Annotated in this window: 27 protein-coding genes and 2 riboswitches; of the genes, 6 read left to right on the top strand and 21 right to left on the bottom strand. The window is 27.7% G+C overall.

Annotation, left to right across the window (positions count from 1 at the left end; translation table 11 throughout):
* Nucleotides 1-77 precede the first annotated feature (77 nt).
* The 18 genes from cobJ to AC07E4_RS02360 all read right to left on the bottom strand — a co-directional run bounded on the left by cobJ (nucleotide 78) and on the right by AC07E4_RS02360 (nucleotide 17,319).
* Nucleotides 78-800 carry a precorrin-3B C(17)-methyltransferase gene (gene cobJ, locus AC07E4_RS02445; protein ID WP_478215646.1) on the bottom strand — a complete coding sequence of 241 codons (723 nt, stop codon included), beginning with the start codon at nucleotides 798-800 and terminating at the stop codon, nucleotides 78-80.
* Nucleotides 801-818: 18 nt separating this feature from the next.
* A complete protein-coding gene (gene cbiG / locus AC07E4_RS02440) occupies nucleotides 819-1,808 on the bottom strand; it encodes a cobalt-precorrin 5A hydrolase (RefSeq protein ID WP_478215645.1) in 990 nt (329 codons plus the stop codon).
* Entirely contained in the window at nucleotides 1,789-2,565 is a 777-nt protein-coding gene (gene cobM, locus AC07E4_RS02435; RefSeq protein WP_478215644.1) for a precorrin-4 C(11)-methyltransferase, read from the bottom strand. Before cobM ends, cbiG begins: the two co-directional genes overlap by 20 nt.
* A gap of 105 nt (nucleotides 2,566-2,670) precedes the next feature.
* A complete protein-coding gene (locus tag AC07E4_RS02430) occupies nucleotides 2,671-3,354 on the bottom strand; it encodes a cobalt-factor II C(20)-methyltransferase (protein ID WP_034440150.1) in 684 nt (227 codons plus the stop codon).
* A gap of 38 nt (nucleotides 3,355-3,392) precedes the next feature.
* Nucleotides 3,393-3,959 carry a precorrin-6Y C5,15-methyltransferase (decarboxylating) subunit CbiT gene (gene cbiT / locus AC07E4_RS02425; RefSeq protein ID WP_034440149.1) on the bottom strand — a complete coding sequence of 189 codons (567 nt, stop codon included), beginning with the start codon at nucleotides 3,957-3,959 and terminating at the stop codon, nucleotides 3,393-3,395.
* A 31-nt stretch (nucleotides 3,960-3,990) separates the two neighbouring features.
* Complete coding sequence (gene cbiE, locus AC07E4_RS02420; RefSeq protein ID WP_034440147.1) at nucleotides 3,991-4,590, bottom strand: precorrin-6y C5,15-methyltransferase (decarboxylating) subunit CbiE; 600 nt, start codon at nucleotides 4,588-4,590, stop codon at nucleotides 3,991-3,993.
* A 3-nt stretch (nucleotides 4,591-4,593) separates the two neighbouring features.
* A complete protein-coding gene (cbiD, locus tag AC07E4_RS02415) occupies nucleotides 4,594-5,688 on the bottom strand; it encodes a cobalt-precorrin-5B (C(1))-methyltransferase CbiD (RefSeq protein WP_034440145.1) in 1,095 nt (364 codons plus the stop codon).
* 3 nt (nucleotides 5,689-5,691) lie between these two features.
* A complete protein-coding gene (locus AC07E4_RS02410) occupies nucleotides 5,692-6,318 on the bottom strand; it encodes a precorrin-8X methylmutase (RefSeq protein WP_034440143.1) in 627 nt (208 codons plus the stop codon).
* 47 nt (nucleotides 6,319-6,365) lie between these two features.
* Nucleotides 6,366-7,691 (bottom strand): cobyrinate a,c-diamide synthase, encoded by a 1,326-nt coding sequence (locus AC07E4_RS02405; protein WP_478215643.1) that lies wholly within the window; start codon nucleotides 7,689-7,691, stop codon nucleotides 6,366-6,368.
* Nucleotides 7,692-7,702: 11 nt separating this feature from the next.
* Nucleotides 7,703-8,671: a porphobilinogen synthase gene (gene hemB / locus AC07E4_RS02400; protein ID WP_034440139.1), complete on the bottom strand. Its 969-nt coding sequence runs from the start codon at nucleotides 8,669-8,671 to the stop codon at nucleotides 7,703-7,705.
* Between the two features lie 66 nt (nucleotides 8,672-8,737).
* Nucleotides 8,738-10,201 (bottom strand): uroporphyrinogen-III C-methyltransferase, encoded by a 1,464-nt coding sequence (gene cobA / locus AC07E4_RS02395; RefSeq protein WP_478215642.1) that lies wholly within the window; start codon nucleotides 10,199-10,201, stop codon nucleotides 8,738-8,740.
* Nucleotides 10,202-10,213: 12 nt separating this feature from the next.
* Complete coding sequence (hemC, locus tag AC07E4_RS02390) at nucleotides 10,214-11,095, bottom strand: hydroxymethylbilane synthase (protein ID WP_034440137.1); 882 nt, start codon at nucleotides 11,093-11,095, stop codon at nucleotides 10,214-10,216.
* Entirely contained in the window at nucleotides 11,064-11,696 is a 633-nt protein-coding gene (locus tag AC07E4_RS02385) for an NAD(P)-dependent oxidoreductase (RefSeq protein ID WP_478215641.1), read from the bottom strand. Before AC07E4_RS02385 ends, hemC begins: the two co-directional genes overlap by 32 nt.
* A gap of 15 nt (nucleotides 11,697-11,711) precedes the next feature.
* Nucleotides 11,712-12,803: a pyridoxal phosphate-dependent aminotransferase gene (locus AC07E4_RS02380; RefSeq protein WP_034440135.1), complete on the bottom strand. Its 1,092-nt coding sequence runs from the start codon at nucleotides 12,801-12,803 to the stop codon at nucleotides 11,712-11,714.
* Between the two features lie 30 nt (nucleotides 12,804-12,833).
* Nucleotides 12,834-13,850, bottom strand: coding sequence for an adenosylcobinamide-phosphate synthase CbiB (gene cbiB / locus AC07E4_RS02375; protein WP_478215670.1), 1,017 nt, complete (start codon nucleotides 13,848-13,850; stop codon nucleotides 12,834-12,836).
* A gap of 46 nt (nucleotides 13,851-13,896) precedes the next feature.
* On the bottom strand, nucleotides 13,897-15,396 hold the full coding sequence (locus tag AC07E4_RS02370; protein ID WP_034440134.1) for a cobyric acid synthase: 1,500 nt from the start codon (nucleotides 15,394-15,396) through the stop codon (nucleotides 13,897-13,899).
* 194 nt (nucleotides 15,397-15,590) lie between these two features.
* Nucleotides 15,591-15,774: riboswitch (cobalamin riboswitch) on the bottom strand.
* 427 nt (nucleotides 15,775-16,201) lie between these two features.
* Nucleotides 16,202-16,744: a phosphodiesterase gene (gene yfcE, locus AC07E4_RS02365; RefSeq protein WP_478215640.1), complete on the bottom strand. Its 543-nt coding sequence runs from the start codon at nucleotides 16,742-16,744 to the stop codon at nucleotides 16,202-16,204.
* Nucleotides 16,745-16,797: 53 nt separating this feature from the next.
* Nucleotides 16,798-17,319 carry a GNAT family N-acetyltransferase gene (locus tag AC07E4_RS02360; protein WP_478215639.1) on the bottom strand — a complete coding sequence of 174 codons (522 nt, stop codon included), beginning with the start codon at nucleotides 17,317-17,319 and terminating at the stop codon, nucleotides 16,798-16,800.
* Nucleotides 17,320-17,717: 398 nt separating this feature from the next.
* A riboswitch (cobalamin riboswitch) is annotated at nucleotides 17,718-17,895 on the top strand.
* Between the two features lie 219 nt (nucleotides 17,896-18,114).
* Here AC07E4_RS02360 and hemA point away from each other — a divergent pair.
* From hemA to AC07E4_RS02330, 6 genes are all read left to right on the top strand, one after another.
* Complete coding sequence (hemA, locus tag AC07E4_RS02355; protein ID WP_034440130.1) at nucleotides 18,115-19,341, top strand: glutamyl-tRNA reductase; 1,227 nt, start codon at nucleotides 18,115-18,117, stop codon at nucleotides 19,339-19,341.
* A gap of 146 nt (nucleotides 19,342-19,487) precedes the next feature.
* On the top strand, nucleotides 19,488-20,771 hold the full coding sequence (hemL, locus tag AC07E4_RS02350; RefSeq protein ID WP_034440128.1) for a glutamate-1-semialdehyde 2,1-aminomutase: 1,284 nt from the start codon (nucleotides 19,488-19,490) through the stop codon (nucleotides 20,769-20,771).
* A gap of 182 nt (nucleotides 20,772-20,953) precedes the next feature.
* Nucleotides 20,954-21,670 carry an energy-coupling factor ABC transporter permease gene (locus AC07E4_RS02345; RefSeq protein WP_034440126.1) on the top strand — a complete coding sequence of 239 codons (717 nt, stop codon included), beginning with the start codon at nucleotides 20,954-20,956 and terminating at the stop codon, nucleotides 21,668-21,670.
* Nucleotide 21,671: 1 nt separating this feature from the next.
* Nucleotides 21,672-21,950 carry an energy-coupling factor ABC transporter substrate-binding protein gene (locus AC07E4_RS02340; protein WP_034440124.1) on the top strand — a complete coding sequence of 93 codons (279 nt, stop codon included), beginning with the start codon at nucleotides 21,672-21,674 and terminating at the stop codon, nucleotides 21,948-21,950.
* Entirely contained in the window at nucleotides 21,935-22,624 is a 690-nt protein-coding gene (locus AC07E4_RS02335; RefSeq protein WP_034440122.1) for a CbiQ family ECF transporter T component, read from the top strand. Before AC07E4_RS02340 ends, AC07E4_RS02335 begins: the two co-directional genes overlap by 16 nt.
* Before the next feature lie 140 nt (nucleotides 22,625-22,764).
* A complete protein-coding gene (locus AC07E4_RS02330; protein WP_034440120.1) occupies nucleotides 22,765-23,244 on the top strand; it encodes a CBS domain-containing protein in 480 nt (159 codons plus the stop codon).
* 34 nt (nucleotides 23,245-23,278) lie between these two features.
* On the opposite strand, the gene AC07E4_RS02325 is transcribed toward AC07E4_RS02330, so the two are convergent.
* From AC07E4_RS02325 to AC07E4_RS02315, 3 genes are all read right to left on the bottom strand, one after another.
* A complete protein-coding gene (locus tag AC07E4_RS02325; RefSeq protein WP_034440118.1) occupies nucleotides 23,279-23,572 on the bottom strand; it encodes a hypothetical protein in 294 nt (97 codons plus the stop codon).
* Between the two features lie 24 nt (nucleotides 23,573-23,596).
* Nucleotides 23,597-23,953 carry an ArsR/SmtB family transcription factor gene (locus AC07E4_RS02320; RefSeq protein ID WP_034440116.1) on the bottom strand — a complete coding sequence of 119 codons (357 nt, stop codon included), beginning with the start codon at nucleotides 23,951-23,953 and terminating at the stop codon, nucleotides 23,597-23,599.
* Between the two features lie 185 nt (nucleotides 23,954-24,138).
* Nucleotides 24,139-24,609, bottom strand: coding sequence for a hypothetical protein (locus tag AC07E4_RS02315; RefSeq protein WP_034440114.1), 471 nt, complete (start codon nucleotides 24,607-24,609; stop codon nucleotides 24,139-24,141).
* Nucleotides 24,610-24,762 lie beyond the last annotated feature (153 nt).

Below are 24,762 nucleotides of genomic sequence, written 5' to 3'. Positions count from 1 at the left end.
GAAAATTGACAATTAACAATGATGTTCGTTGTTCATTGTTAATTGTTAATTTTTGTACAATAGTTTAAATCTCCTATTTAAACGTGATATCCTCTTGGTGTTATGAATTTATCACCTTTATAGAAACTGTTAGTGTTTCCGATTATTACTATAGACATCATATCTACTTTTTCATCAGTAAAGTTACCTAATTTATATAAGTTTACTTCTTGGCCATCTCTTAATGCATGTTTTACTACTGCTATTGGAGTGTCCTCATTTCTATATTCTTTTATAATTTCTATAGCTTCTTTTAAATAATGAGGTCTACCATTACTTTTAGGATTATAAAGAGAAATTATAAAATCTCCTTCAGCTGCTAATTTTATTCTTTTCTTTATTAAATCATATGGAGTTAATAAATCACTTAAACTAATATTGCAGTTATCATGCATAAGTGGTGCTCCTATTATAGATGCAGCTGCACTTGAAGCTGTAACTCCTGGTATTATTTCAACTTCTACTTCATCTTTATTTTGAAGCTGCAAAATAAGTCCTGCCATTCCATATATTCCTGCATCTCCAGTACTTACAACTGCAACAGTTTTGCCTTTTGCAATTTCTAGTGCTTTTCTACATCTATCTTCTTCTCCACGCATACCAGTTGCAAAAACTTCCTTATTTTCTAGAAGTGGTTTTATCATTTCTAAATACTTTGTATATCCAACAACAACATCTACTTCTTCTATTACTTTTTTTGCTTTTAAAGTCATATAATCAAGTCCGCCTGGACCAATTCCTACTACATATAATTTTCCCATTATTTCTTCCTCCAAATTTTATAATTTTCCTATACATAAAGTCATTCCATTTAACTTTAGTTTATCTATAAGTATTTCTGCTCCACTTAATTCTACTGAAGGTTCACATACTGATCCTACACCAATAGTTTTTCGTACAAAATCGCTGCCTTCATATTTATGTTCTACTTTTCTTATATCATCTATGGAAAATATATTTAAATCACAGCTTAATCTTTTTTGTAACCTTAATATAGCCTTTTCTTCTGCTTTTATTTCCACGGTTCCAATAACTTTTACACTTCTTATATCTAAGTTATATTTCTCTAAAACTTCAAATACAGTTTTCTCCATAGTATCTTCATCATAATCTTTTCTACATCCAATACCTAAAACTATATTTTTTCTTATAAGCTTTAATGTTTTTTTAGAAGTATTTAAATTAAGTTTATTTGTAACATACATTACTCCATCTACACCCTCTAAAGAATCTCTATATCCCTTAGGTATATCTAATTTATTATCTTCGTCATAAAAGGCAACTTTTTTTCCTTCTACTAAAAGTGCAGCAATGTCTTTGCAATCTTTTAAACTATCTATAATTAAGTTGTTTTCTTTTGCAAATAAATCTGGTGCTTTAATATTTAAGTTATCTGTAGCTGTAGTTATTATAGCTTCTGCTCCTAATGTTTCTGACACTAAAGCTGTTAGCTCATTAGCCCCACCTAAATGTCCACTTAAAAGACTTATTGCATACTTTGAAGAATTATCAACAACAACTACTGCTGGATCTTTATCCTTACTTTTTATAAAAGGAGCTATTCCTCTTACTGCTATTCCTGTAGAACTTATAAATATTACTGCCTCATAAGATGTCATTGCTTCTTTGCATACATTATTTAATCCTAAAGTTTTTACTTCAGATTTAAAATATATTTTTATATTCTCACTAAACTCTTGTAATTTTTCTTTTAATACTAAAGAATTACTATCGCCATTTTTTGTTACACTAATTATTGCTATTTTCATCTTTTGCCACTCTATATTCATGTGAAAAGCTCTTGTCATAAAGTAAACTTTTCTCATAATCGCAATCTATGAAATCTCCAACTAAAATTTGTGCTGTTTTTGTTATGTTAGCTTCTTTTACTTTTTCTGCTATGTCATCTAAAGTTCCAATAACATATTTTTGGTCACCCCAAGTAGCTCTTTGTATAACTGCTACAGGCACATTTCTTCCGTATCCTTTTCTTAACTTGCTAACTACTTTATCAATCATTCCAACGGATAAGAATAATGCCATTGATGCTCCTATGCCTGCAAGTCTTTCTAAATCTTCTTTTTCTGGAACTGGAGTTCTTCCTTCCATTCTTGTAAGTATTACTGTTTGTGAAACACTTGGAAGTGTAAATTCTTTTTTTATAGCTGCTGCAGCTGCTGTAAATGAACTTACTCCTGGAATTACTTCATAACCTATATTTAATTTATCAAGTTCATCCATTTGTTCTTTTATAGCTCCATATATAGCAGGATCTCCTGTATGTAATCTAACTATTTTTTTTCCTTCTGAATGAGACTTCTTTATAACCTCAATAACTTCATCTAGTGTCATTGATGCTGAATTATGTATTTCAACATTTTCTTTGCAATATTCAAAATGCTCTTTGCTTACAAGTGAACCTGCAAATATTATAACGTCTGCTTGTTCTAAAACTTTTCTACCTTTTACTGTAATTAAATCTGGCTCTCCAGGACCTGCACCTATAAAATAAATATTATTTTCCATAACTTTGTTACCTCCAAATTGTTTAACTAAGTCTTTAGTTAACTTTTCTCATTTAAATAATAATTCTAATATATAATCTACACTTTCAATGAAATAATTTATTTATTAAAATTCACTGTTTCTATGTGCTATTATAAGTGACATATAGTCTTTATTTGCAAGAATTTCTTCTCTAGTTGATAATATCTTTTCGCCTTCTCTATATGCTCTTTGTACACATACATAATCAAATTTATTTTCGTCTAAGTAGTTTAATACTTTTTCTTCTTGATTATAGAATTTCATTATAACTATGTACTTTTCATCTTTTATTGCATCTAATCTACATCCTGGAACTATAAGTAGTGGTTCATCACCTATTACAAGTATTTTATCTGCTACAGATGCACTAGCACAGAAAGATGTTATTCCTGGTACTGTTTCTGTTTTATAGTTTTGTTCTTTAATATATTTTAATAGATATATATATGTACTATATACAAATGCATCTCCTATAGTTAAAAATGCAACATCTTTACCATCATGTAAATATCCTTCTATTGTTTTAAATGCATCAAAAACTTTTTCTTCTTTATCTGGTTTTCCCATTGGAAAGTGACTTATAATTACTTCTTGATCTTCTCTTATAAAATTTTTGCAAGTTTCATAAGCTATACTCACTCCACCATTCATAGCACTTGGTGCTATAATAACATCACATTTCTCTATAGTTTTAACAGCTTTTAATGTTAAAAGTTCTTCTCCACCTGGTCCTACACCTATTCCATATAAAGTTCCTAAATTATTCATACTTTTCCTCCAAATTATCTGTTTTATCTCTTTTTTAATTATTGTATTTTCTCTGCTGTAATAATAAATATTGGATTTGCTGCTATAAGCATCATAGATTTTCCTTTAGTTTTTGATACTGCTACTTGGCATACATCTATTTTATAACCTAAGCTTTTTAATGTTTCTATAGCATTATATAAGTTTCCTATAGTTATAAATGTTAATATGATTTTTCCATTAAGCTTTAGCATCTTTCCATATTCTTCTATAATTTCATTTATATTTCCGCCGCTTCCCCCTATGAAAATTCCATCAAAAGTTCCGCTTACATCTTCTAATGCTTCTAATGCTTCTTTTTCAATTAATGTCATATTGTTAACATTAAATTTTTCCATATTTTTTTTAGTTGTGTCTATTGCATCTTCATCCATTTCAATAGATACAACTTCACCGTTTGTACAAATTTTACTCATCTGTATTGATATAGAACCAGTTCCTGCTCCAACATCTAATACTCTTGAGTTTTCATCTATTTCCATTTTACTTATACTTAAAACTCTTACTTCTTCTTTTGTCATAGGACAATTACCACGAATAAATTCTTCATCTTTTATAAATCTCATTTTTTCACCACTCTTCTTATATTTTACTTTTCTAAATTTCTACATATATTACTGCAATTCCACTAAATTCTCTATCTTTAAGCTCTTCTGGTGTTCCCTTTGTTATAACTTCATCAGGATAAGATAAGTTTTCTCCTACATAAACAGTACATTCTAAATTGTTATCATATAATAATTTACAAAGATTACTTGGAGAGTTGTTTTTATCTGTTAGAAACACTCCACTTTGCCCTCTTTTTATAGTATCTAAAAATTCTTCTTCTCTTCCATGTAAACTTCCTAAATGAATTCCATTCCAAATTTTACAAAGCTTACTCATAAAATATTGAAAAGAACTTATTCCTGGTATTACCTCTATATTGCCAGTAAAATTTTTCTTTATATAATTTGTAATTCCATAAAAACATGGATCTCCTGAAGCTATTATTGATATTTCTTTATTCTTATTTTTTTCTATATAATCTAAAATAGAAGTTAAACTATTTAAAGGTAATTTTTCTCCATGTATATGTTCTATACTTTCAATTGCTCTATTAAATCCTAAAATTATCTCGCTATTTTCCATAGTTTTTTTTGCTATAGGCAATATATAATCACTATGTCCTGGACCTAATCCTACAATATAAACCATACCTTACCTTCTTTCCTCTATAGAGCTAAATAATATCCCTCTTTTCATTGAATACATAATTGCATCAACTTCTAATTCACCATAAGTGAATATTTTCATTCGCTCTATAACTTTTCTTCCTATATTTTCATATAATTCTTCAAAACCATCACCTAAAAGTTCCACAGCTCCTTCAGTAGTTTTTTCACTGTAAACTTTTCTAACAAGTTCTGTGTCATATCCCATAAGTGCAAGTTCTAAGGCTAATGTTTCAAGTCTAACATCACAAACTCTACTATGTGTATTAAATGCACCACTAGCTACTTTACAAAGTTTACCTATGTGTCCTACTATAGTTACTTTTTTTATTTTTTTAGAAACTACACATTCCAGTGCCTTACCTACAAAGTTTGATATAATCACCATATCTTTTGTAGGTAAGTTATATTTTTTAGCAAAGTCTTCACCCATATTTCCAAATAATAATATAAGTTCTTTGCTACCACTTTCAACTTTTTGATTAATCTCAAGTTTTACTGATTCTATAAGCGCTTCTTCTGACATTGGCATAACTATTCCAGTAGTTCCCAAAACTGATATTCCACCAACAATATTAAGTCTTGGATTAAAAGTTTTTTTGGCTATCTCTTCACCATTAGGTATAAATATAGTTATTTCAACACCACAATTTTCTTTAAGTACTCTTTTAACTTGACTTTCTATCATTGCTCTTGGAACAGGATTTATAGCTGGTTCTCCTTTTTTTATGTAAAGACCTTCTCCCATTACAGTTCCTACGCCTTTTCCACCTTTTAAAGTATAACCATTTTCCTTTTTAGTAGCCCTTGCAAAAATTTTTATTCCATTTGTTATATCTATGTCATCGCCACCATCTTTAATTACAGAGCATTCTACATAATCTTCACCAAATACTACATCATGTATTTCCAAATTTAAATCAATGCCTTTTGGTGTTTCTATACCTATACTTTTTAATGGTGTTTTATGTTCATCATATAACATTATTGTAGCTGCTTTTGCTGCTGCTGTTGCACAAGATCCTGTAGTATATCCACATCTTAATTTTTTTCCGTTTGCTTCTACATATAAATCTAACATTTTTTATCTTTGTACCATCATATACATAATCGCATTCATTATTGCAGCAGCTACAGTACTTCCACCTTTTCTTCCTCTTATTGTTATCATTGGTATATCATACTTTTCTAAAAGTTCTTTACTTTCTTTAGCTCCTACAAATCCTACTGGTGCTCCTACTACAAACTTAGGTTTAGCTTTTCCTTCTTCTACAAGTTCTAAAAGTCTATAGATTGCAGTTGGTGCATTTCCAAACACGAAAAATTCTACGCCTTCTTCTACAGCTTTTTCAACACCAGCCATAGATCTTGTTATAGCTCTTTCTTTAGCTTCTTTTGCAACGTCTTCTCTAGCAACAAAACATTGAACGTCACATCCTAATTTTTTTAATGAAGGCTTGCTTATTCCTGAAAGAGCCATGTTAGTGTCTGTATATATTGTTACACCTTTTTTTAATATTTCTTTAGCTTTTTCTATAGCATCTTCACTAAAATGTATTATGTTTTGGTAATCAAAATCTGCTGTTGTATGTATAACTCTTTTTACTACTTTTAACTCCGCCTCATCAAAATTATGTGGAGCCATTTCACTTTCAATTATTTCTAAACTTTTTTCTTCTATTCCCATAGGGCTTTTTACATAATCAATCATTTTTTATTCTCCCTTTGTATGAAATTATTTCGTATAATTCTTATTAACTAATTATTATTATCCATTAAAAAATTCAAAAATGCAATATTAGAAAAGAAATGTATGTGACAATATCCACCTAATGTGTTATTTTTTTTATATCCACATTTCCACTCTTTGATTGTTCCATTATAAGTTTCTTTTTTAATGTTATATATTGTATTTTCATTAAGTTCAACTTTAGATTTATGAAATTCATGTCCATTAATGCTTCCATTAATTTCATCTATATAATTTGTACAATATCCAAAATTCTGAAGTCTTTTAGTCATTATACTTTTTCCATTAAAAAATCCTACCATTTCACAAATGTTACCATTTAAATCTTCTATGCCCTCTGTAAGATACATAAGCCCTCCACATTCAGCATAGCATTTTAAGCCATTATCTAATGCATTCTTTATGGATAACCTCATACTTTCATTACTTGAAAGTTCTTTTGCAAAAACTTCTGGATATCCACCACCTAAATATAGAAAATCTATATTTTCTGGTAATTCTTTGTCTTTTAATGGACTAAAGTAAATAATTTCTCCAATTTCAGATAGAAGTTCTAAGTTTTCTTTATAATAGAAACTAAAGGCCTCATCTTTTGCAATAGCAATTTTCATACTTCTATTTTCTATATGAAATTTATCCTCATATTTAGCAGTTTCTTTAAAATCACTTATTAATTCATCTATATCTATATTTTCTAATATATGATTACTACATTTTTCTATTTTAAAATCTATATCATTAATTTCACTGCACTGTACTAAACCTAAATGTCTAGATTCTAAAGATAATTCCTCATCTTTTGGTATATATCCATAAACTTTAATATGACAGTTTTTTTCTATAATTTCTTTTAAAAGATTATAATATGCTGGTGATATGTTATTTAAAATTACACCTTTTATATTAGGTTTTTTTACAAAATCATCTTTATAATTTAATATTCCTTGAATTTCAGCTGCTAATGTTGCACTTTGTGCTTTAGGACTTAATATTAAAATAATTGGTAAATCTAATACTTCAGCTACATGTGCTGTTGAGTACTTACTATCAATTCCTTTACCATCAAAAATTCCCATAACGCCTTCAACAACTGCAACATCTCCATTTCCCCTTGAAAATGCAGATTTTACTCCCTGTTCACCCATTAAGAATAAATCTAGATTTCTACTAGATTTTTTAGTAATATGTGAATGGAATGCTGGGTCTATGTAATCTGGTCCAACCTTATATCCTTGGACATCGTACCCTTTTTTCATTAATGCTTTCATTATTCCAAGAGTAGTGGTGGTTTTTCCGCCACCACTACAATTAGATGATATAACTATACCTTTCATATCTTCACTCTCTAATTTTCATTTAGCCATTCTGATGCTTGTAATGCATAGTATGTTATTATTAATTTTGCTCCAGCTCTTTTTATAGATGTTAACATCTCAAGCGCTGCTGCTCTTTCATCTAATAAGCCATTTTCACTAGCACATTTTATCATTGCATATTCACCACTTACATTGTAAGCTGCTATTGGAATATTAAACATATCATATGCTGCTTTAACTACATCTAAATATATCATTGCTGGTTTTACCATTATAATATCAGCACCTTCAACAATGTCTGCTTCTATTTCTCTTAATGCTTCACGACCATTTGCTGGATCCATTTGATAAGTTTTTCTATCGCCAAATTGTGGAGCTGAATTAGCTGCTGCTCTAAATGGACCATACATAGCTGAACAATACTTAGCACTATATGCCATTATTGAAACATAATCATATCCATTTTCATCTAAAATATCTCTTATTGCCCCAATTCTTCCATCCATCATATCTGAAGGAGCAACCATGTCAGCACCTGCTTTTGCATGTGATAATGCAATTCTAGCTATTACTTCTACTGACTTATCATTAACAACTCTTTCACCTTCTATAATTCCACAATGTCCATGACTAGTATATTGACACATACAAACATCTGTTATTACAAATAAATTTTTATCTAATTCTTTTATTTTTCTAACAGCTTTTTGAACTATACCATTTTCTTCAAAAGCAGAAGTTCCAACTTCATCTTTATGATCTGGTAATCCAAACACTATAACTCCTCTTACTTTTGCTTTTTTTACATCTTCTATAACTTCTGGTAATCTATCTAATGACCAGTGATAGTTTCCTTTTAAAGATGATATTTCCTCTTTTATATTTTCTCCCTCAACAACAAAAATAGGGAATATAAAATCATTTGTATTTAATATAGTTTCTCTCACCATTGATCTTATTGCATCATTTTCTCTTAGTCTTCTTAATCCTGTTAACATAAAAAACACCCCTTATAAATCTTTCTTACTTCTTAAGTTTTTCCATTTAATTCTTCGTTCTATATTTTAATTATATAATTCAATAAGTTTATTTATTAAGCCTTCGTTGCTACTTTCATCACATACTATATGATCTATTTCATTTTCATTAAGCTTTATAGAAGTTATTGGTCCTATAGATACCACTGTTTTCTTTTTTATATCCTCTACACTAGTTAGCTTTATCATATTTTCTACTGTACTTGGGCTAGTAAATATTACCGCATCACACTCTGAAAATCTATTTACACCTAAGTTGTCACCAACTTCTGGTTCATATATATGACATTCATCAACTATACATCCCTTATCTTCTAAAGCTTCTACTAAAAAGTTTCTTGCTTTTTTAGATCTTGGAAGAAGTATCTTATCATTTGGTTTTATGATATCCTTCATTTGTTCAAATAGTTTTTCAGCTACATATTCTTTAGCACATAACACAGGAATTACACCATACTGTCTTACTTTTTTATCACTTGCTGGTCCTATTGTAACAAACTTAGCTTTTATATTTCTTATATCAATTTCTTTTTCTATTAAATGTTCAAAGAATACCTTTGCTGCATTTGCACTTGTTATAACTATGTAATCATAATGTGGTAATTTTTCTACATATTGATCTAAATTCTCTCCAGTTGGCTTTATCTTTATAGAATTTATTTCTGTAACTTCAGCACCTAAGTCAACAAGTTTTGCTCTTATTTCTTTGCTTTGTTCTTTCGTTCTTGTTACACAAATATTTTTGCCAAATAAAGGTTTATTTTCAAACCAATTTAACTTATCATTGAACTTAACAACATCACCAACAACTATTATACTAGGATTAGAAAGTCCACCTTCTATAGCTTTTTCCTTTATATCCTTTAATGTTCCAATTGCTTTTTTTTGCTTTGATGTTGTTCCCCTCATAACTACTCCACAAGGTGTAGTCTCATCCATTCCATTTTCAATTAAGCTTTTAGTTATTAATTCTAACTTTTCAAAACCCATCATAAAAATTAAAGTTCCTTTTAGCTTGGATATAACTGAAAAGTCTAAGTCCATATTATCTTTGCTTTTTGCTGTAAAAATATGAAATCCTCTTGCAATTCCTCTATGCGTTACTGGAATTCCACCATAATTTAAAACTGATATAGGTGATGTTACCCCTGGTACAACTTCAAATTCTATGTTTTCCTCTAATAAAGAAAGTGCTTCTTCTCCACCTCTTCCAAAAACATATGGATCTCCACCTTTTACTCTTCCAACAATATGTCCTTCTTTTGCAAGTTTAACTAGCATATTGTTTATTTCTTCTTGACTCTTATAATGACATCCTGGCTCTTTTCCACAATAATAAATTTCAGCATTGCTATTTACATATTGTAAAAAACCTTCTCCACAAAGTCTGTCATACATTATAGCTGTACAATTTTTAAGCACATTTACAGCTCTTAACGTTATAAGTTCTTCATGTCCTGGACCTGCACCAATTAAATATACTTTGCTCATATAAACTTCCTCCTATGAATTTAATATTAAAGAGGCAAGTTCCTCTCCTAATTTTATATTATCTTCTACTTTCCCATTAACTTCTTTTTTTACAAGTTTCCCATTTACTTCATATATTCCAATGATATTCATATTATCATCTTTTATTTCAGCATATGCACCTATTGTTGAATGACAATCACCCTTTAATGCTTTCATAAAACTTCTTTCAGCATCTACACATATTCTAGTTCTTTCATCATTTAATGATGTAAATACTTCTTTGTTTTTAAGTGTTTCATGAACCTCTATTCCTAATGCACCTTGTGCTATAGCTGGAACTATTTCTCTAACATCAAAATAGTTAGTTATTATGCATTCCATGCCAAGTCTTTTTAATCCAGCTGCTGCTAATATAATTCCATCTAAATTTTCTTTCTCTATTTTATCAAGTCTTGTTTGAACATTTCCTCTTATTGGAACAATTTCTAAATCAGGTCTTAATGCCTTCAATTGAGTAGCTCTTCTTCTACTACTTGTTCCTATTTTAGCTCCATTTTTTAACTCATTAAACTTAACTCCATTTAATGAAACAAATGCATCTCTAACATCTTCACGTATTGGACTTGCTGCTATTATAAACCCTTCTGGCAATTCATAAGGCATATCTTTCATACTATGCACAGCTGCATCCGCTTTTCCTTCAAGCATTAGAACTTCAAGCTCTTTTATAAAAAGTCCCTTGCCCCCTATTTTATCAAGTGTTACATCTAATCTTTTATCTCCTAAAGTATCTGTTAATACTTTTTCACACTTTACATTATGAGTTTTCTCTACAAGTTCCATTACATACTCTGTTTGAACTTGTGCTAATTTACTTTTTCTAGTTGCTATCTTCAAGGCTAAGACCTCCATAAAATAATTTTAAAATTTTTTCTCCATATCCTTTATTAAAAAAGTATAAAAAATCTTTTGTGCTTATAAAATTCATGACTTCTATTTTTTTCTTCATATCATCCATTGAATTTCGTACTTTCAAAGAAAACTCTACATAATCATCATATTTCATTAAACTCTCGCTCATAATATCTCTTACAAAAACAGATGTTTTTGGACTTTTCCCTTTAGTATGAAGTGCAAATACTATATTTTTGCTTTCTCCCATTGTTGGAGTTATACAAAGACTTTTCTCTACTTCCGTAGTATCTATATAGATTTTATAAGTTTTTTCACAATGATTCCTTATTGTATCGTTTAAGTTTTTATCACTGGTAGCAATAACTACTATATGACATTGATTTATCAAACTTTCACTATACATTTCACTAGATAGTGAAAGTCTTTCATATTCTAATAAACTTTTAAATTCACTGCAAAATTCTTGTGATATTACTTTTACACATGCACCTTTATTTAGGAAAGACTTAGCCTTTATAAAACCAGCCTTTCCTCCACCTATAATAAGTACTTTTAACTTATTTGATTTTACTGATATAAAGCTCAATTCATCATTCATACAAAACACCTTTTATTACATTTTTATGCTTTTTAGTGCATCTATTAATTTTAAGTTTAAATTTTCATCTTTTATAGCGACTCTTATAAATTTATTATCTAAACCTTTATAATTATCACATTTTCTAATTATTATTTCTTGTTCTTTTAATTTTTCATATAATTCATTACAATTAATATCTCTAAGTTTAATAAGTATATAGTTTCCATATGTATTATATACTTTATCTATAAATTTAATATTTTTTAATTCATTAAGCATCATCTCTCTCTGAACTCTTATCCAATTTATAGATTGTTTTATGTATTCTATGTCTTTTAATGAATACTTTACAGCCACTTCTGCAAAGCAATTTACATTCCAAGGATTTTGCATTAAATTAAAATAATCAATGATTTTTTCATTTTTTGTTATTCCAAATCCAAATCTTACTCCTGGAAGCCCATAAAATTTTGTTATTGCTCTTACTATGAATAAACAATTATAATCATTAACAAGATCTATAAAGCTATTATTTATATCCAGTGTAAACTCAATAAATGCTTCATCTATTAAAATAATTTTTTTATTTTCTTCACAATAATCTAATATAGCTTTAAATTTTTCTTTATCAATTTTACATCCATTAGGATTATTAGGATTTCCTATAATCAATCCCTCTGTAGTTTTTACTTTTTCTAATATATCTTCATAATCATAATTAAAGTTTTCTTTTAAATATGAATATTTTAAAGTTACTCCATGCTTTCTTGCATTATCTTCATACTCAACAAAAGAAGGAACCACAATAGTTATTGATTTTAATGATTTTATTGCTAAATCCAAAATTTCCGATGCACCATTACCAAGTAATATGTTTTTATCATTAAATCCAAATTTTCTTTCATTTTGTCCAAAATAACTATAAGATTTATCTAGATACTCTTTTATATTACTTTTTAAAGCTCTATACTTTATATCTGGATAAACTGTAAGCATTGATACAGCTTCTTCTATATGCTCACTAAAACTTTTAGGAACACCTAAAGGGTTTATATTAGAACTAAAATCTATTAATGTTTTGCCCTTTAGTATTCCATCACTATAAATATCTCCTCCGTGTTTCAAAAACACCACCTCAATCTTTGAAATTATTATTTAAAATAAATTCATAACATATTTAGACTTTAATCTAAAAAGCTCCATTATTAAATAAATCATATATGCATATATTGAAATTAGTACAATAACCATTATAAGAACTAATAATACTTCACTTGCATACATAAGCTTTACTGATTTTTTTATATGTTCTTCTGTTAACTCATTTATATTATCTCCAATAGTTGGTTTATAAACAACTTCTCCAAAATATACATTTGTTCCACCAAGTTGAATCTTCAATGCTCCTGCTGTTGCTGCTTCTGGGTAAGCACAATTAGGACTTTTATGATTTTTTCTATCTCTAATCATAATTTTAAAACTCTTAATTATATTTCCCTTAACAACAAAAGCACATAAACACATAAGAAGCCCTGTTAATCTTGCAGGTATAAAATTAAATACATCATCTACCTTTGCTGGGAAGAATCCTATATTCTTATACTTTTCATTTAAGTATCCAACCATAGAATCCATAGTATTTACACCTTTATACATCATTGCAAGTGGTGCACCACCAATTAATGCATAAAATATAGGTGCAATTATTCCATCTGAAGCATTTTCCGCAACTGTTTCTATATCTGCTCTTATTATTTCATGCTTAGAAAGTCCACTAGTATCTCTTCCAACTATATATGAAAGCTTAATTCTTGCATCATCTATATCATCTTTTTGCAAAGAATAATATACTTCCATAGCCGCTTTATCTAAACTTTTTGCTGCAAGTGTAGTCCAGATTATTAATACATTTAATATATGAAAAATTGGCCTACTTATAAGTGCAAATCTTAGGAGTATATATGGTATAAAGTAAGTCACTAAACATACTATTATAACCATAATTCCTCCAGCTCTTTTCAATTTTTCATTGTTACCATATTTATCTCTAAATTTCTTTTCTATTTTACTTATAAGTTTTCCTATATATATTATTGGATGAGGTAGCCAATTAGGATCACCTAATATAAAGTCTATAATCATGGCTACAAATACATAAATAATATTATTCATTAAATTAAAATTAAACAAAATATCACACCTAACTATAACTAGGACATTATTTTAGTCCCATAATTTTATATACTTTTTCCATATCTAAAGATGCACGAACTATATCTGCTAATTTATTTAATTCTTCTTCTCTTAAATTTTCATATGTAGAAGATTCTTTACATTCTATTCCTTTTTTACTTCTTAATTTATTTACTATAACTTCTCTAAAATCTACATTATCAAAAACTCCATGTAAATATGTACCTATAACATTTTTCTCATTATTTATAACACCATCTACATGACTACATTTCTCTTCATTCTCACTTGTTATTTCAAATAAAGGATTTGCATTTTCACCTAATTTTGTAACGCCCATATGTATTTCATATCCATATACATTTATTTTTTCTCTATCTGTTATAAAATTATTCTTATCTATTACATGTCCTTCAACTCTAGTTGTAACTTTTTTATCTTCAAAAGTAGTTTCAACATCTAAAAGACCTAATCCCTCTGTTTGTAGGTTTTCACTTTCTACTCTGTTAGGATCATTAATTTTTTTACCTAACATCTGATATCCACCACAAATTCCTACAACTTCACCAGTTTTGCTATATTCTTTTATTCTATCAAAAAGCCCACTCTTTTTTAGAGCATTTAAATCTTCTATTGTGTTTTTACTTCCTGGTATAATTAGTAAATCTGGATTTTTAAAATCATCTACAGACTCTATAAATCTTACTGATACATCTTCCTCAATTTTTAAAGCATCTATATCTGTAAAATTTGATATTCTAGGTAATTTTATAACTGCTATATCTATTTTGTCTGTTATTTCTTTATTTAACTCAACAGCTCCATCTTCATCTTCTAAAGCTAATCTAAAATGTGGTACAACGCCTATACAATCTTTTTTAGATATATCTTCAAGCATATCTATACCTGGTTTTAGTATATCCACATCACCTCTGAATTTATTTATAATTGTACCTTTTACTCTTTCTTTTTCATCATCTTTTAAAAGCACTAAAGTTCCAACTAATGATGCAAATACTCCACCTTTATCTATATCTCCAACTAATAATACTGGGGCATCTACAAGTTCTGCCATTCCCATATTAACTATATCTCTATCTCTTAAATTTATTTCTGCTGGACTACCTGCCCCCTCCATAACTATAACATCAAACTCTTTTTCTAATTTTTCAAAATCTCTTTTTAACATATCTCTAAATTGAAGTTTCATATTATGATATTCCATCGCAGTACTATTTCCATAAACTTCACCATTAACTATTATTTGACATTTTTTGTCACTAGTTGGCTTTAAAAGTATTGGATTCATATATGCTTCTGGTTCTAATCCACATGCATATGCTTGAAGGACTTGTGCTCGTCCCATTTCTTTACCATCTAAAGTTATGTATGAATTTAAAGACATATTCTGAGATTTATATGGACATACCTTATATCCATCTTGAGTTAATATTCTACAAAGTGCTGTTACTAATATGCTTTTTCCAACGGAAGATGCCGTTCCTTGAACCATTATTTTTGCCATGATTAAACATCCTTTCTAATACTGAGAATTTTCTATTTTTAGTATTTAAATTTTAAATACACTAAATTTAGTATAAATATTGAAAATTTAAAATGCATTTTCAATATTTTGCATAAAATAAATAGATATGCCATAAAGGGCATATCTATTTGTATAATTAAATAAATTATATACTAAATAGTTCTTTCCCTCCGAAAGCTTTTCTAATTTAGGCAGGTCTCCTGGCTCATGAGTCATCCTTGTCTTATCCTTCCCTATTTATCTCAAAATAAGTGGTTTTTTAAGACTCGTCATCAATTACAGTAGCGGGGGCTGCTATGGAATTTAACCATATTCCCTTTTCACTTATGTATAAGCACCTAAACACAATATTACATTGTTATTATTTTAATTATTTACGTTTTGATTATAAAATTAAATGGAAAACCTGTCAAGTAACACACTATAGGGTTCCAATATCAAATTTTAAATCACATCTTTATCAAATGATAATATTAATCTTACAGTTTATTTTATTATCATGATTGAAACCAATTAACAATTAACATTTATCAATTAACAATGATGGTGGATATCCCCGGGGATTGAAATCCTCGCTACAATGTTTTATTTGTGTTTCAAATAAAATTAATATAATATTTATCCATAAAAAGTTTATTTTGGAGAATAAATTCCCCATTATAGTATTCTTACTAATCATAGTTTTTAACTAATTTGTTCCACAAATTATTATAAAGATTTATTTTTAAAACTGATACTTCAGTTTTATCGTTAATTATTAATTTTAGTACTATACCTTAAATTTTTAAAGTTCTATAGATTTTATTACATTACCACATATATCTTTTATATAAAAAACATTGTCTTCTAATATTCCATAGCTATGCGGATTATTTTCTTTTGGATAAGATATTGAACCTGGATTGATTACATAAATATCATTTTCCTTTTTAGCTACTGGTATATGAGTATGTCCGTATATTAATACATCGCCTTCAGCTATGTTCAGCATATTTTTTTCACTGTATATGTGCCCATGTGTTATAAACACTCTCTTATTATCAGCTAGAATCACATTGTAATCCATCATGCAAGGATATTCTAAAAGCATTTGGTCTACATCTGCATCGCAATTTCCTCTTACACCTATAATTTTATTTTTATATTTATTTATAAGATTTGCAACTTCTTTTGGATTATATTCTTCTGGCAATGGATTTCTTGGGCCATGATATAAAACATCTCCTAAAATAACCATATAATCAGCATTCTCTTTTATAAATGCATCTACTCCTAATTTTGCGTATTTTAATGATCCATGAATATCTGACATAAAAAATAATTTCATTCCTTCAATTCTCCTTTTCATAAGTTTAACTAATAGAATAATACTATATTTTTCTAACTTTTATCTATTTTCATTGCATTAAATTCTTCTTTAGTCATTCTAAATAAAACTTCATTTTCTTTTTCTTCTACTATTGAAAATCCTACTTTTTTTAGTGCTTCAATTCCTTTTATATTCATTACATTGTCAAAAATAACTTCTCCACCAAATTCATTGAAGTAATAATCTAATATTAAATTTATTGCTTCAACTCCATATCCTCTTCGCCTAAAATTACTTTGTATTTTTACATTTAAGTCTGCACTTTTTAATTCATCATCATACCCATGAAAACTAACTTCCCCTACAGGCATGTCTTGAAAATTATATATAAGGGTGTAAAAATTCTTATTGTCACCTGGATATATCATTCTCTCATACCATGATATCCATCTTTCCTCATCAAAATTTATAACTCCACCAACATCACCCATGGTTTCTTTATCATTCCATAAAGTTTTTATATAGTTAAGCTCATTAAATTTTGGTTTTTTTATATAAACATTTTTTCCTTTTTTGATAATTTTATTTATCATACTTTCACCCCATTTATTAAAAATTTAGATAATTTTAGTTATGGAACTTTATGTCATGTAGACTCTTAATAAGCTATGGTGATTATAAAGTATTAGTTCATCTTCTTTACTTAAAATATCGTAATCTCTATATAAACCTTTTATACTTTATTGTTTTTACTATATTTTTACATATAATTAATTATATCATAAATATTTATATCTTAATTTAAAATACAAAAACAAATAAATTATTTTTTATTTATTAGTTAATTTTTCAATATATTTTTCTAATTTTTGAATTAAACTTAAAATTTAAAACTATTTTACAATTTAATATTTTTTTCCTTATACTATCTTTTATTTTCTAATATTATATGTTATACTTTCCTTGACAAAAAATTTTATTTAAAATTTAATATGGTTATACTATTTATGGTACTAAATTTATAGTTTAATAGGGAAAGTGGTGCAAATCCACTACAGCCCCCGCTACTGTAACGGAGACAAATTTTGACCACTGAGTAAGTTTTACTTGGGAAGGTAAAAGGAGAGTGACCCGTAAGTCAGGAGACCTGCCGTAAATTCTATCACACAACTTCGGGCGGAAGAAAAGTGTCGTTTATTGAATCTTAATGCTTGCTTATATAAACTCACACTTTGGTGAGTTTTTTTGTTTTTTCATAAATATATTATAATTAATTAAGATTATAGAAACAGACTTCTGCCTTTGCAGTTTGTTTCTCCTTTAGATTTTAAGTTATTTTATTATAAGTAACTTGAATCTTACAATACTATTTGGGAGATGATTCACAAATGTTTAGAGTAATAGGATTAAATAAAGATGTATCTTTAGATATACGTAGTAGATTTAGTATTAATTCTTCTGAACTTGAAAATTACTTACTAAAATTAAATATTTTTCTCGATGAAGTTATAATACTATCAACATGTAATAGAACAGAAATTTATTTTAATTCTTGTGAAAAAAATGATGATCTTTTATTAGACAACATATTTAGAACGTTAGATTGGAACTTAGATGATAAAAAATATACTTTTATATCTACTGGTGAAAATACTGTTCGTCATATAATGGAACTTTGTTCTGGTTTTCATTCTAAAATCTTAGGTGAAGATCAAATTTTAGGTCAAGTAAGAGATTCTTATTTTAAATCATTAGAACTTAACACTATAAAAGGTGAACTTGGTAGATTATTTTTAACTGCTATATCTTGTGGAAAAGAATTTAGAACAAAAACAGCATTGTATAAAATACCTGTTTCTTCTTCTTCAATTGCCATTAAAGAAGCTATTAGCAGTAATAAACGTAATTTTATGATTATTGGATTTGGAGATGTTGGAAAGCTATGTTTTAAAACTCTTACAGGTAATGAAAATAATTATGATAAACTTTACATAGCTTGTAGAAATGTTGAAAAAGTTAAAAATGATATGCTTCTACAAGACATTAATTCTAAAATAGAAGTAATAGATATTAAAAGTAAAAATACTTACTTAAACTTTATAGATGTTTTAATTAGTTGTACATCATCTAAAGAGTTTGTAGTACATAAAAGTGATGTTGAAAATTTAAATGAACTTCTAATTTTTGACCTTGCTGTTCCTAGAGATATTGATACCGCTATAGATAATTTATCTCATATCAAATTATATGATATTGATATGATTCATCTTATAGATGAAAAAAACAAAACTTTAAGAAAAAATATTATGAATGAACATTATGATATTATAAAGACTCATATGTATGAATATTTAAATTGGTATAAACTTAGAAGTCTATCTCCACATATTATGAAAATGGTTGAGTATAGTTCTAATATTTATAACCCACGGTTTAAAACTTACAAGCAAAAAAAGTTTACTAAAGACAATGATAAATTAGTAGAAACTTTAATAAAAAGTACTAGTAATGCTTATGTTAATAAAGCAATTGAAGTTTTAAAGGAAGAAACTTTAAATGGTAATGGAGAAGAAGCACTATATATAATAAGTAAAATTTTCTCTGATAAAAATTAACACATAAAAATTTTTGTATTTTTTTATCATTTGCACTTAATAATGTATAATTATAAAGAAAAGCATATAGGTTACAATAAAACTTATATTATTTTAAATACATATTGATGTTTAAATAATATCAATTAAACACGGGAGGATTTATCATGAATTTACAAAAAAGCACTGAAATTTTTGAGGAATCAAAAAAATACATACCAGGCGGAGTTAACAGTCCTGTTAGAGCATTAACAAATATGGGAATAACTCCACCAGTAATAAAAACTGGTAATGGCGGAACTATTACTGATGAAGATGGAAATACATATGTAGATTTTATAGGGGCATGGGGTCCAATGCTACTTGGTCACAATGATCCAGATATTATAAATGCTATACAAGATACAGTATCTAAATCTATTGCTTTTGGAGCACCAACAGATTTAGAGTTAAAACTTGCAAAACATTTGTGTACAACTCTAGATAACATAGATTTAATTAGAATGGTTAACTCTGGTACTGAAGCTACTATGAGTGCTGTTAGACTTGCTAGAGGTTATACTAAAAAGAATAAAATAATAAAATTTGCTGGTTGCTACCACGGTCACTTTGATGACTTTTTAGTTAGTGCTGGTTCTGGAGTAATGACTGAAGGGATTCCTGGAAGTGCCGGTGTTCCTACTGATAGCATAAAAAATACTTTAATAGCTACTTATAATAGCATTGAAAGTATAACTGAAATATTTACAAAGTATGGTGATGATATTGCTGGTGTCATTCTTGAGCCAGTAGCTGGAAACATGGGTGTTATAAAAGCTTCACCTGAATTTATGAAAGAACTTGAAAGACTTTGTAGAAAACATGGTTCATTATTAATATTTGATGAGGTTATGTGTGGATTTAGAGTTGCTTATAAAGGCGCTCAAACATTATTTGATGTAACTCCAGATATAGTAACTTATGCAAAAATTATGGGTGGTGGACTACCTTGTGGTGCATATGGTGGAAGAAAAGAAATTATGGAGAAACTTTCTCCAGTTGGTCCTGTTTACCAAGCTGGAACAATGTCTGGAAACCCAGTAGTTATGGCAGCTGGACTTGCAGCAGTTACTAAACTTTATAATCACCCAGAGTACTACACTCACCTTGAAAAATTAGGTAAAAAATTAGAAGCTGGAATGATTAAAATAGCTAAAGAAAAGAACATTCCATTAACTATAAATAGATGCGGTGCTATGATGACTGTATTCTTTACTGATTTAGATGAAGTTAGAAATTATGAAGATGCTAAAACTTGCAACACTGAATTATTTAATAAATACTATCTTCATTTACTAGAGAATGGAATATATGTTGCACCTTCTCAATTTGAAGCTATGTTCTTATCAGTTAAACATACTGAAGAAGATATTGATAAGTACTTACATGCATTTGAAACTTTTGAAATATAAAATTTAATTTTGTTTATTTTTAGGGAGTTATTAGGTTTTACCTCAAAGTCCATTCCCTCTTAACTCCCATTTTTTTATACTATAGTATTTTATAAAATTATAGTAATTATTTTTGTGTGCTTCTTGCTGTAATTTTATTGAAATTATAACATTTAATTCATATTTATAAGGGGGTATTTTTTATGAGAAAGAAAACTTTTATGTTTTTAACACTATTTCTTTTACTTTTAGTGCCTAGCACAGCCTTTGGAATGCACATAGCTGAAGGTTTTTTAAGTCCTATGTGGTGTGCAGTTTATTTTGCACTTTCAATTCCATTTGTTATAGTAGGAATTAAAAGTATTAAGAAAAAAACTAGCACTAATAAAGATTTAAAAATGTTACTTGCTTTAGTTGCTGCATTTTGTTTTATTTTATCAGCACTTAAATTACCATCTGTTTCAGGAAGTAGTTCTCATGCTACTGGTACAGCTCTTGGTGCTTTAATTTTCGGACCATTTGCTATGAGTGTTATTGGTACTTTAGTTTTACTATTCCAAGCATTATTACTTGCTCATGGTGGTCTAACAACATTAGGTGCAAACGTATTTTCAATGGGAATAGTTGGTCCTTTTGTTTCATTCTTTATATATAAATTATTAAAGAAAAAAAATAAAAAATTAGCTATTTTCTTAGCAGCATTTTTAGGTGATTTATCTACATACTTAATAACTTCTATTCAAATGGCGTTATGTCACTCTGGTGGAAATGTATTAGCTGCATTTACAAAATTCTTCTCTATATTTGCAGTTACTCAAGTTCCGCTTGCAATAATAGAAGGAATATTTACTGTTATAGTTTTTGAGTTCTTAGCTAATCATTCTAAAAACGAATTACAAACTTTAGAGGAGATGATGTAATATGAAGAAAAAAAATATTATAATACTTGTTTTACTGTGTGTTCTTCTTGTAGCTGGACCGCTTGTTTATTATGGTTCTAGAAGTGAGTTTGTTGGTGGAGATGATCAAATGGAAGAAGTTATTTCAGAAATTGATAGTAGCTATGAACCTTGGGCTAGTAGCTTTTGGGAACCACCATCAGGTGAAATTGAAACATTATTATTCTCATTACAAGCAGCTATTGGTGCAGGATTTATTGGTTATTATATAGGAAAGAAATCTAAATGCTCAAAACAATAATAGCTTATTCTAAAATTAGTAAAGAAAGTCATAGGCATCCAGTTGAGAAACTGTGTCTATGCCTTTTTCCAATGATTTTAGTTGGTTTTTGTAATAAACCTCTCCCTATAGCTATAAATATAATTGTTTTTTTAATATTACATATCATTGCCAATAATCCTAGAAGTATAGTTTTTAAATTTGCTCTTACAACTTTTAGTTTTGCTATATTATCATCAATCACATTTATTTTTATTTATAATATTGAATATATAGTAGTTATAGTATTAAAAGGTATATCCGGTGGATTATGTATATCATATTTGGCACTTACTACTCCACTTGATCATATTATTGGATTATTATCTAAATTTGATTCTTTAAGAGACATATGTGATATTGCCAAAGGTATGGAAACATATATATTATTAATTAATGATGAAGCTTCTAGTATATATACTGCAATGAAATCTAGAAATGGCTTTAACTCTTTTAAAAGTCAACTTTTCAATATGGGAAAACTTGCTGGTCTTCTGTTTTCAAACACACTTAAGCGTTGGCCTTTAATAAGAGATAGCTTAAATAGTCGTTGTTATAAGGGCTATCATTATTATAAGTCATATGAATTTATTATAAATTATAAAATGTGTCTCTTTACATTTACATATACTATCTTCTTACTAATGTTAATATAAGTAAACAATGTTATTTCAAAACATGATAATATTGTTTATTTATTTGTTTTGTAACCAAAATGCCACATTAAATGGTATAATATATTATATAGGGAGTTAAATAAAATTTAAGTATATTATATTAGTTGGAGGATGATTTCATGAATATTGCTTTTTTTCTTACTCCAAAAAGTCAAGTAGTCCATGAAAAAATAACTTCTACATTACGTAGAGCCATGGAACGTATGGAATATCATAGATATACTGCTATTCCACTAGTAGATGATAAAGGAAAATATATTGGAACTTTAACGGAAGGTGATATTCTTTGGAAAATAAAGAATGACCCTGATATTAATTTGAAAAATACTGAAAAAATATTAATAAAAGATGTGCCTAGACATGTTCAAGCAAAGGCTGTTTCAATAAACTCAAATATAGAAAATTTAATTATTGCAGCAAAATCTCAAAATTTTGTTCCTGTAGTTGATGATTCTAATATATTTATAGGAATTATAAAAAGAAGTGATATAATTTCTTATTGTTATGATCGTATTTTTAATGATAATAATATAAAAAGTTCAAAAGCTTATCAATTACTAGATTTAGATCTTGAACTTGAAGATGTTGCTAATAATTAAAAACTCAGTTAATACTGAGTTTTTTTATTTAAATCTATTTACTTTTATTATCATATAATTCTTTTGCTTCTTTATAATGTTTTTTAAAGCTTCTTATAAGATTAAATACTATAATTGCTACCACATTCATAGTAATAACAAAAATCATAATATTTTTTCTTTCTGTATTTTCTCTAATTTGAGGTATTAATGCTATTGGTATAAGTACTGTTAATATCATGTATAGTATGTATTTTTTATCTTTACTTTCTTTTAGACTGTTATATAAATATTTTAACCAAACTAAAGCCGTAAATCCCCCACATATAACTGGTAAATATTCTCTCATTATAATATATTACTCCTATAATAATTATTCATTTACGTGCATTAAAGCTTTATCAAAGATGTATTTTACATGATCATCATCTAATGAATAATAAACCACTTTTCCATCTTTTCTAAACTTTACAAGCCTTGCACTTTTTAATACTCTTAACTGATGAGATATAGCTGATTGTGTCATTTCTAATGTTTCTGCAATGTCGCATACACACATTTCTTTTTGAAACAATACATAAATTATTTTTATTCTAGTCATGTCGCCTAGTGCTTTAAATAATTCAGATAATCTATTTAATGTATCTTCCATAGGAATGTTATTTTTTACTGATTCTACTATATCTTTATGTATTTCTACACAATTGCATGTTTCTATATTTTCCTCCATTTTATCACTCCTCGTAGTAAATTTTAAAGCATACCAATACAAATTATATCCATATAATAAATTATTATATCATAAAAAGCCAAATAAATCTGAATAAGTCTTATAAATTGCAAAAAAACAGATGGTGTAACACCATCTATTTTAATACAATTTAAAATAATAAATTTATATGTTTTAAAATACTATTAGTCATTAATAAATTCTATAGGTATTTGTATGTTATTTATTTCATTTATTGTTATGTTAAAATAATCCTTTCCTGTATATAGTGGCTTTATTTGTGATATTACAAATTCATTTTCAAATAAAGATAATATTTTTTCACTACTACTTTTTTCCTTTGCTTTAATTATAGCAAAATTATCTGAAAGCATTATGCTATTTTCTTGTACTAGTGCTATAGATAATTTTGTTGATCTGAAGTCTTGCTTTAATGGTAAAATTATATCTCCCTTTTCAATAATAGGAATATCCTTTTCTAATTTAATATCATTTTCTTTGAAACTCTTAGTTATCCTATGTATATTTTCATCTATACACTTTTCATTTACAAACTTGTAATCCTTTGCATTTAAATTAGAAATTGACATTCTTTTCTTCGGTAAGTTTACTTCTGCTATCTGATATAAATAAAATGTTTCACTATTAATATCCATTACAGTCCCCCTAAGCAATTTTTACATTTCTACTATAATTATATAATATTTTCTAAATTTTATCCATATAATTTTCTATAAAATCAAAAAATATTGAATTTTATTTATTTTAAAGGAATTAATTCTTTTTTGTAGAATATATATTTTGACTTA

The organism is Clostridium amazonense (assembly GCF_056431285.1).
The sequence above is the reverse complement of the archived record's forward strand: the minus strand, read 5'-3'. Positions and strand labels throughout refer to the sequence as shown.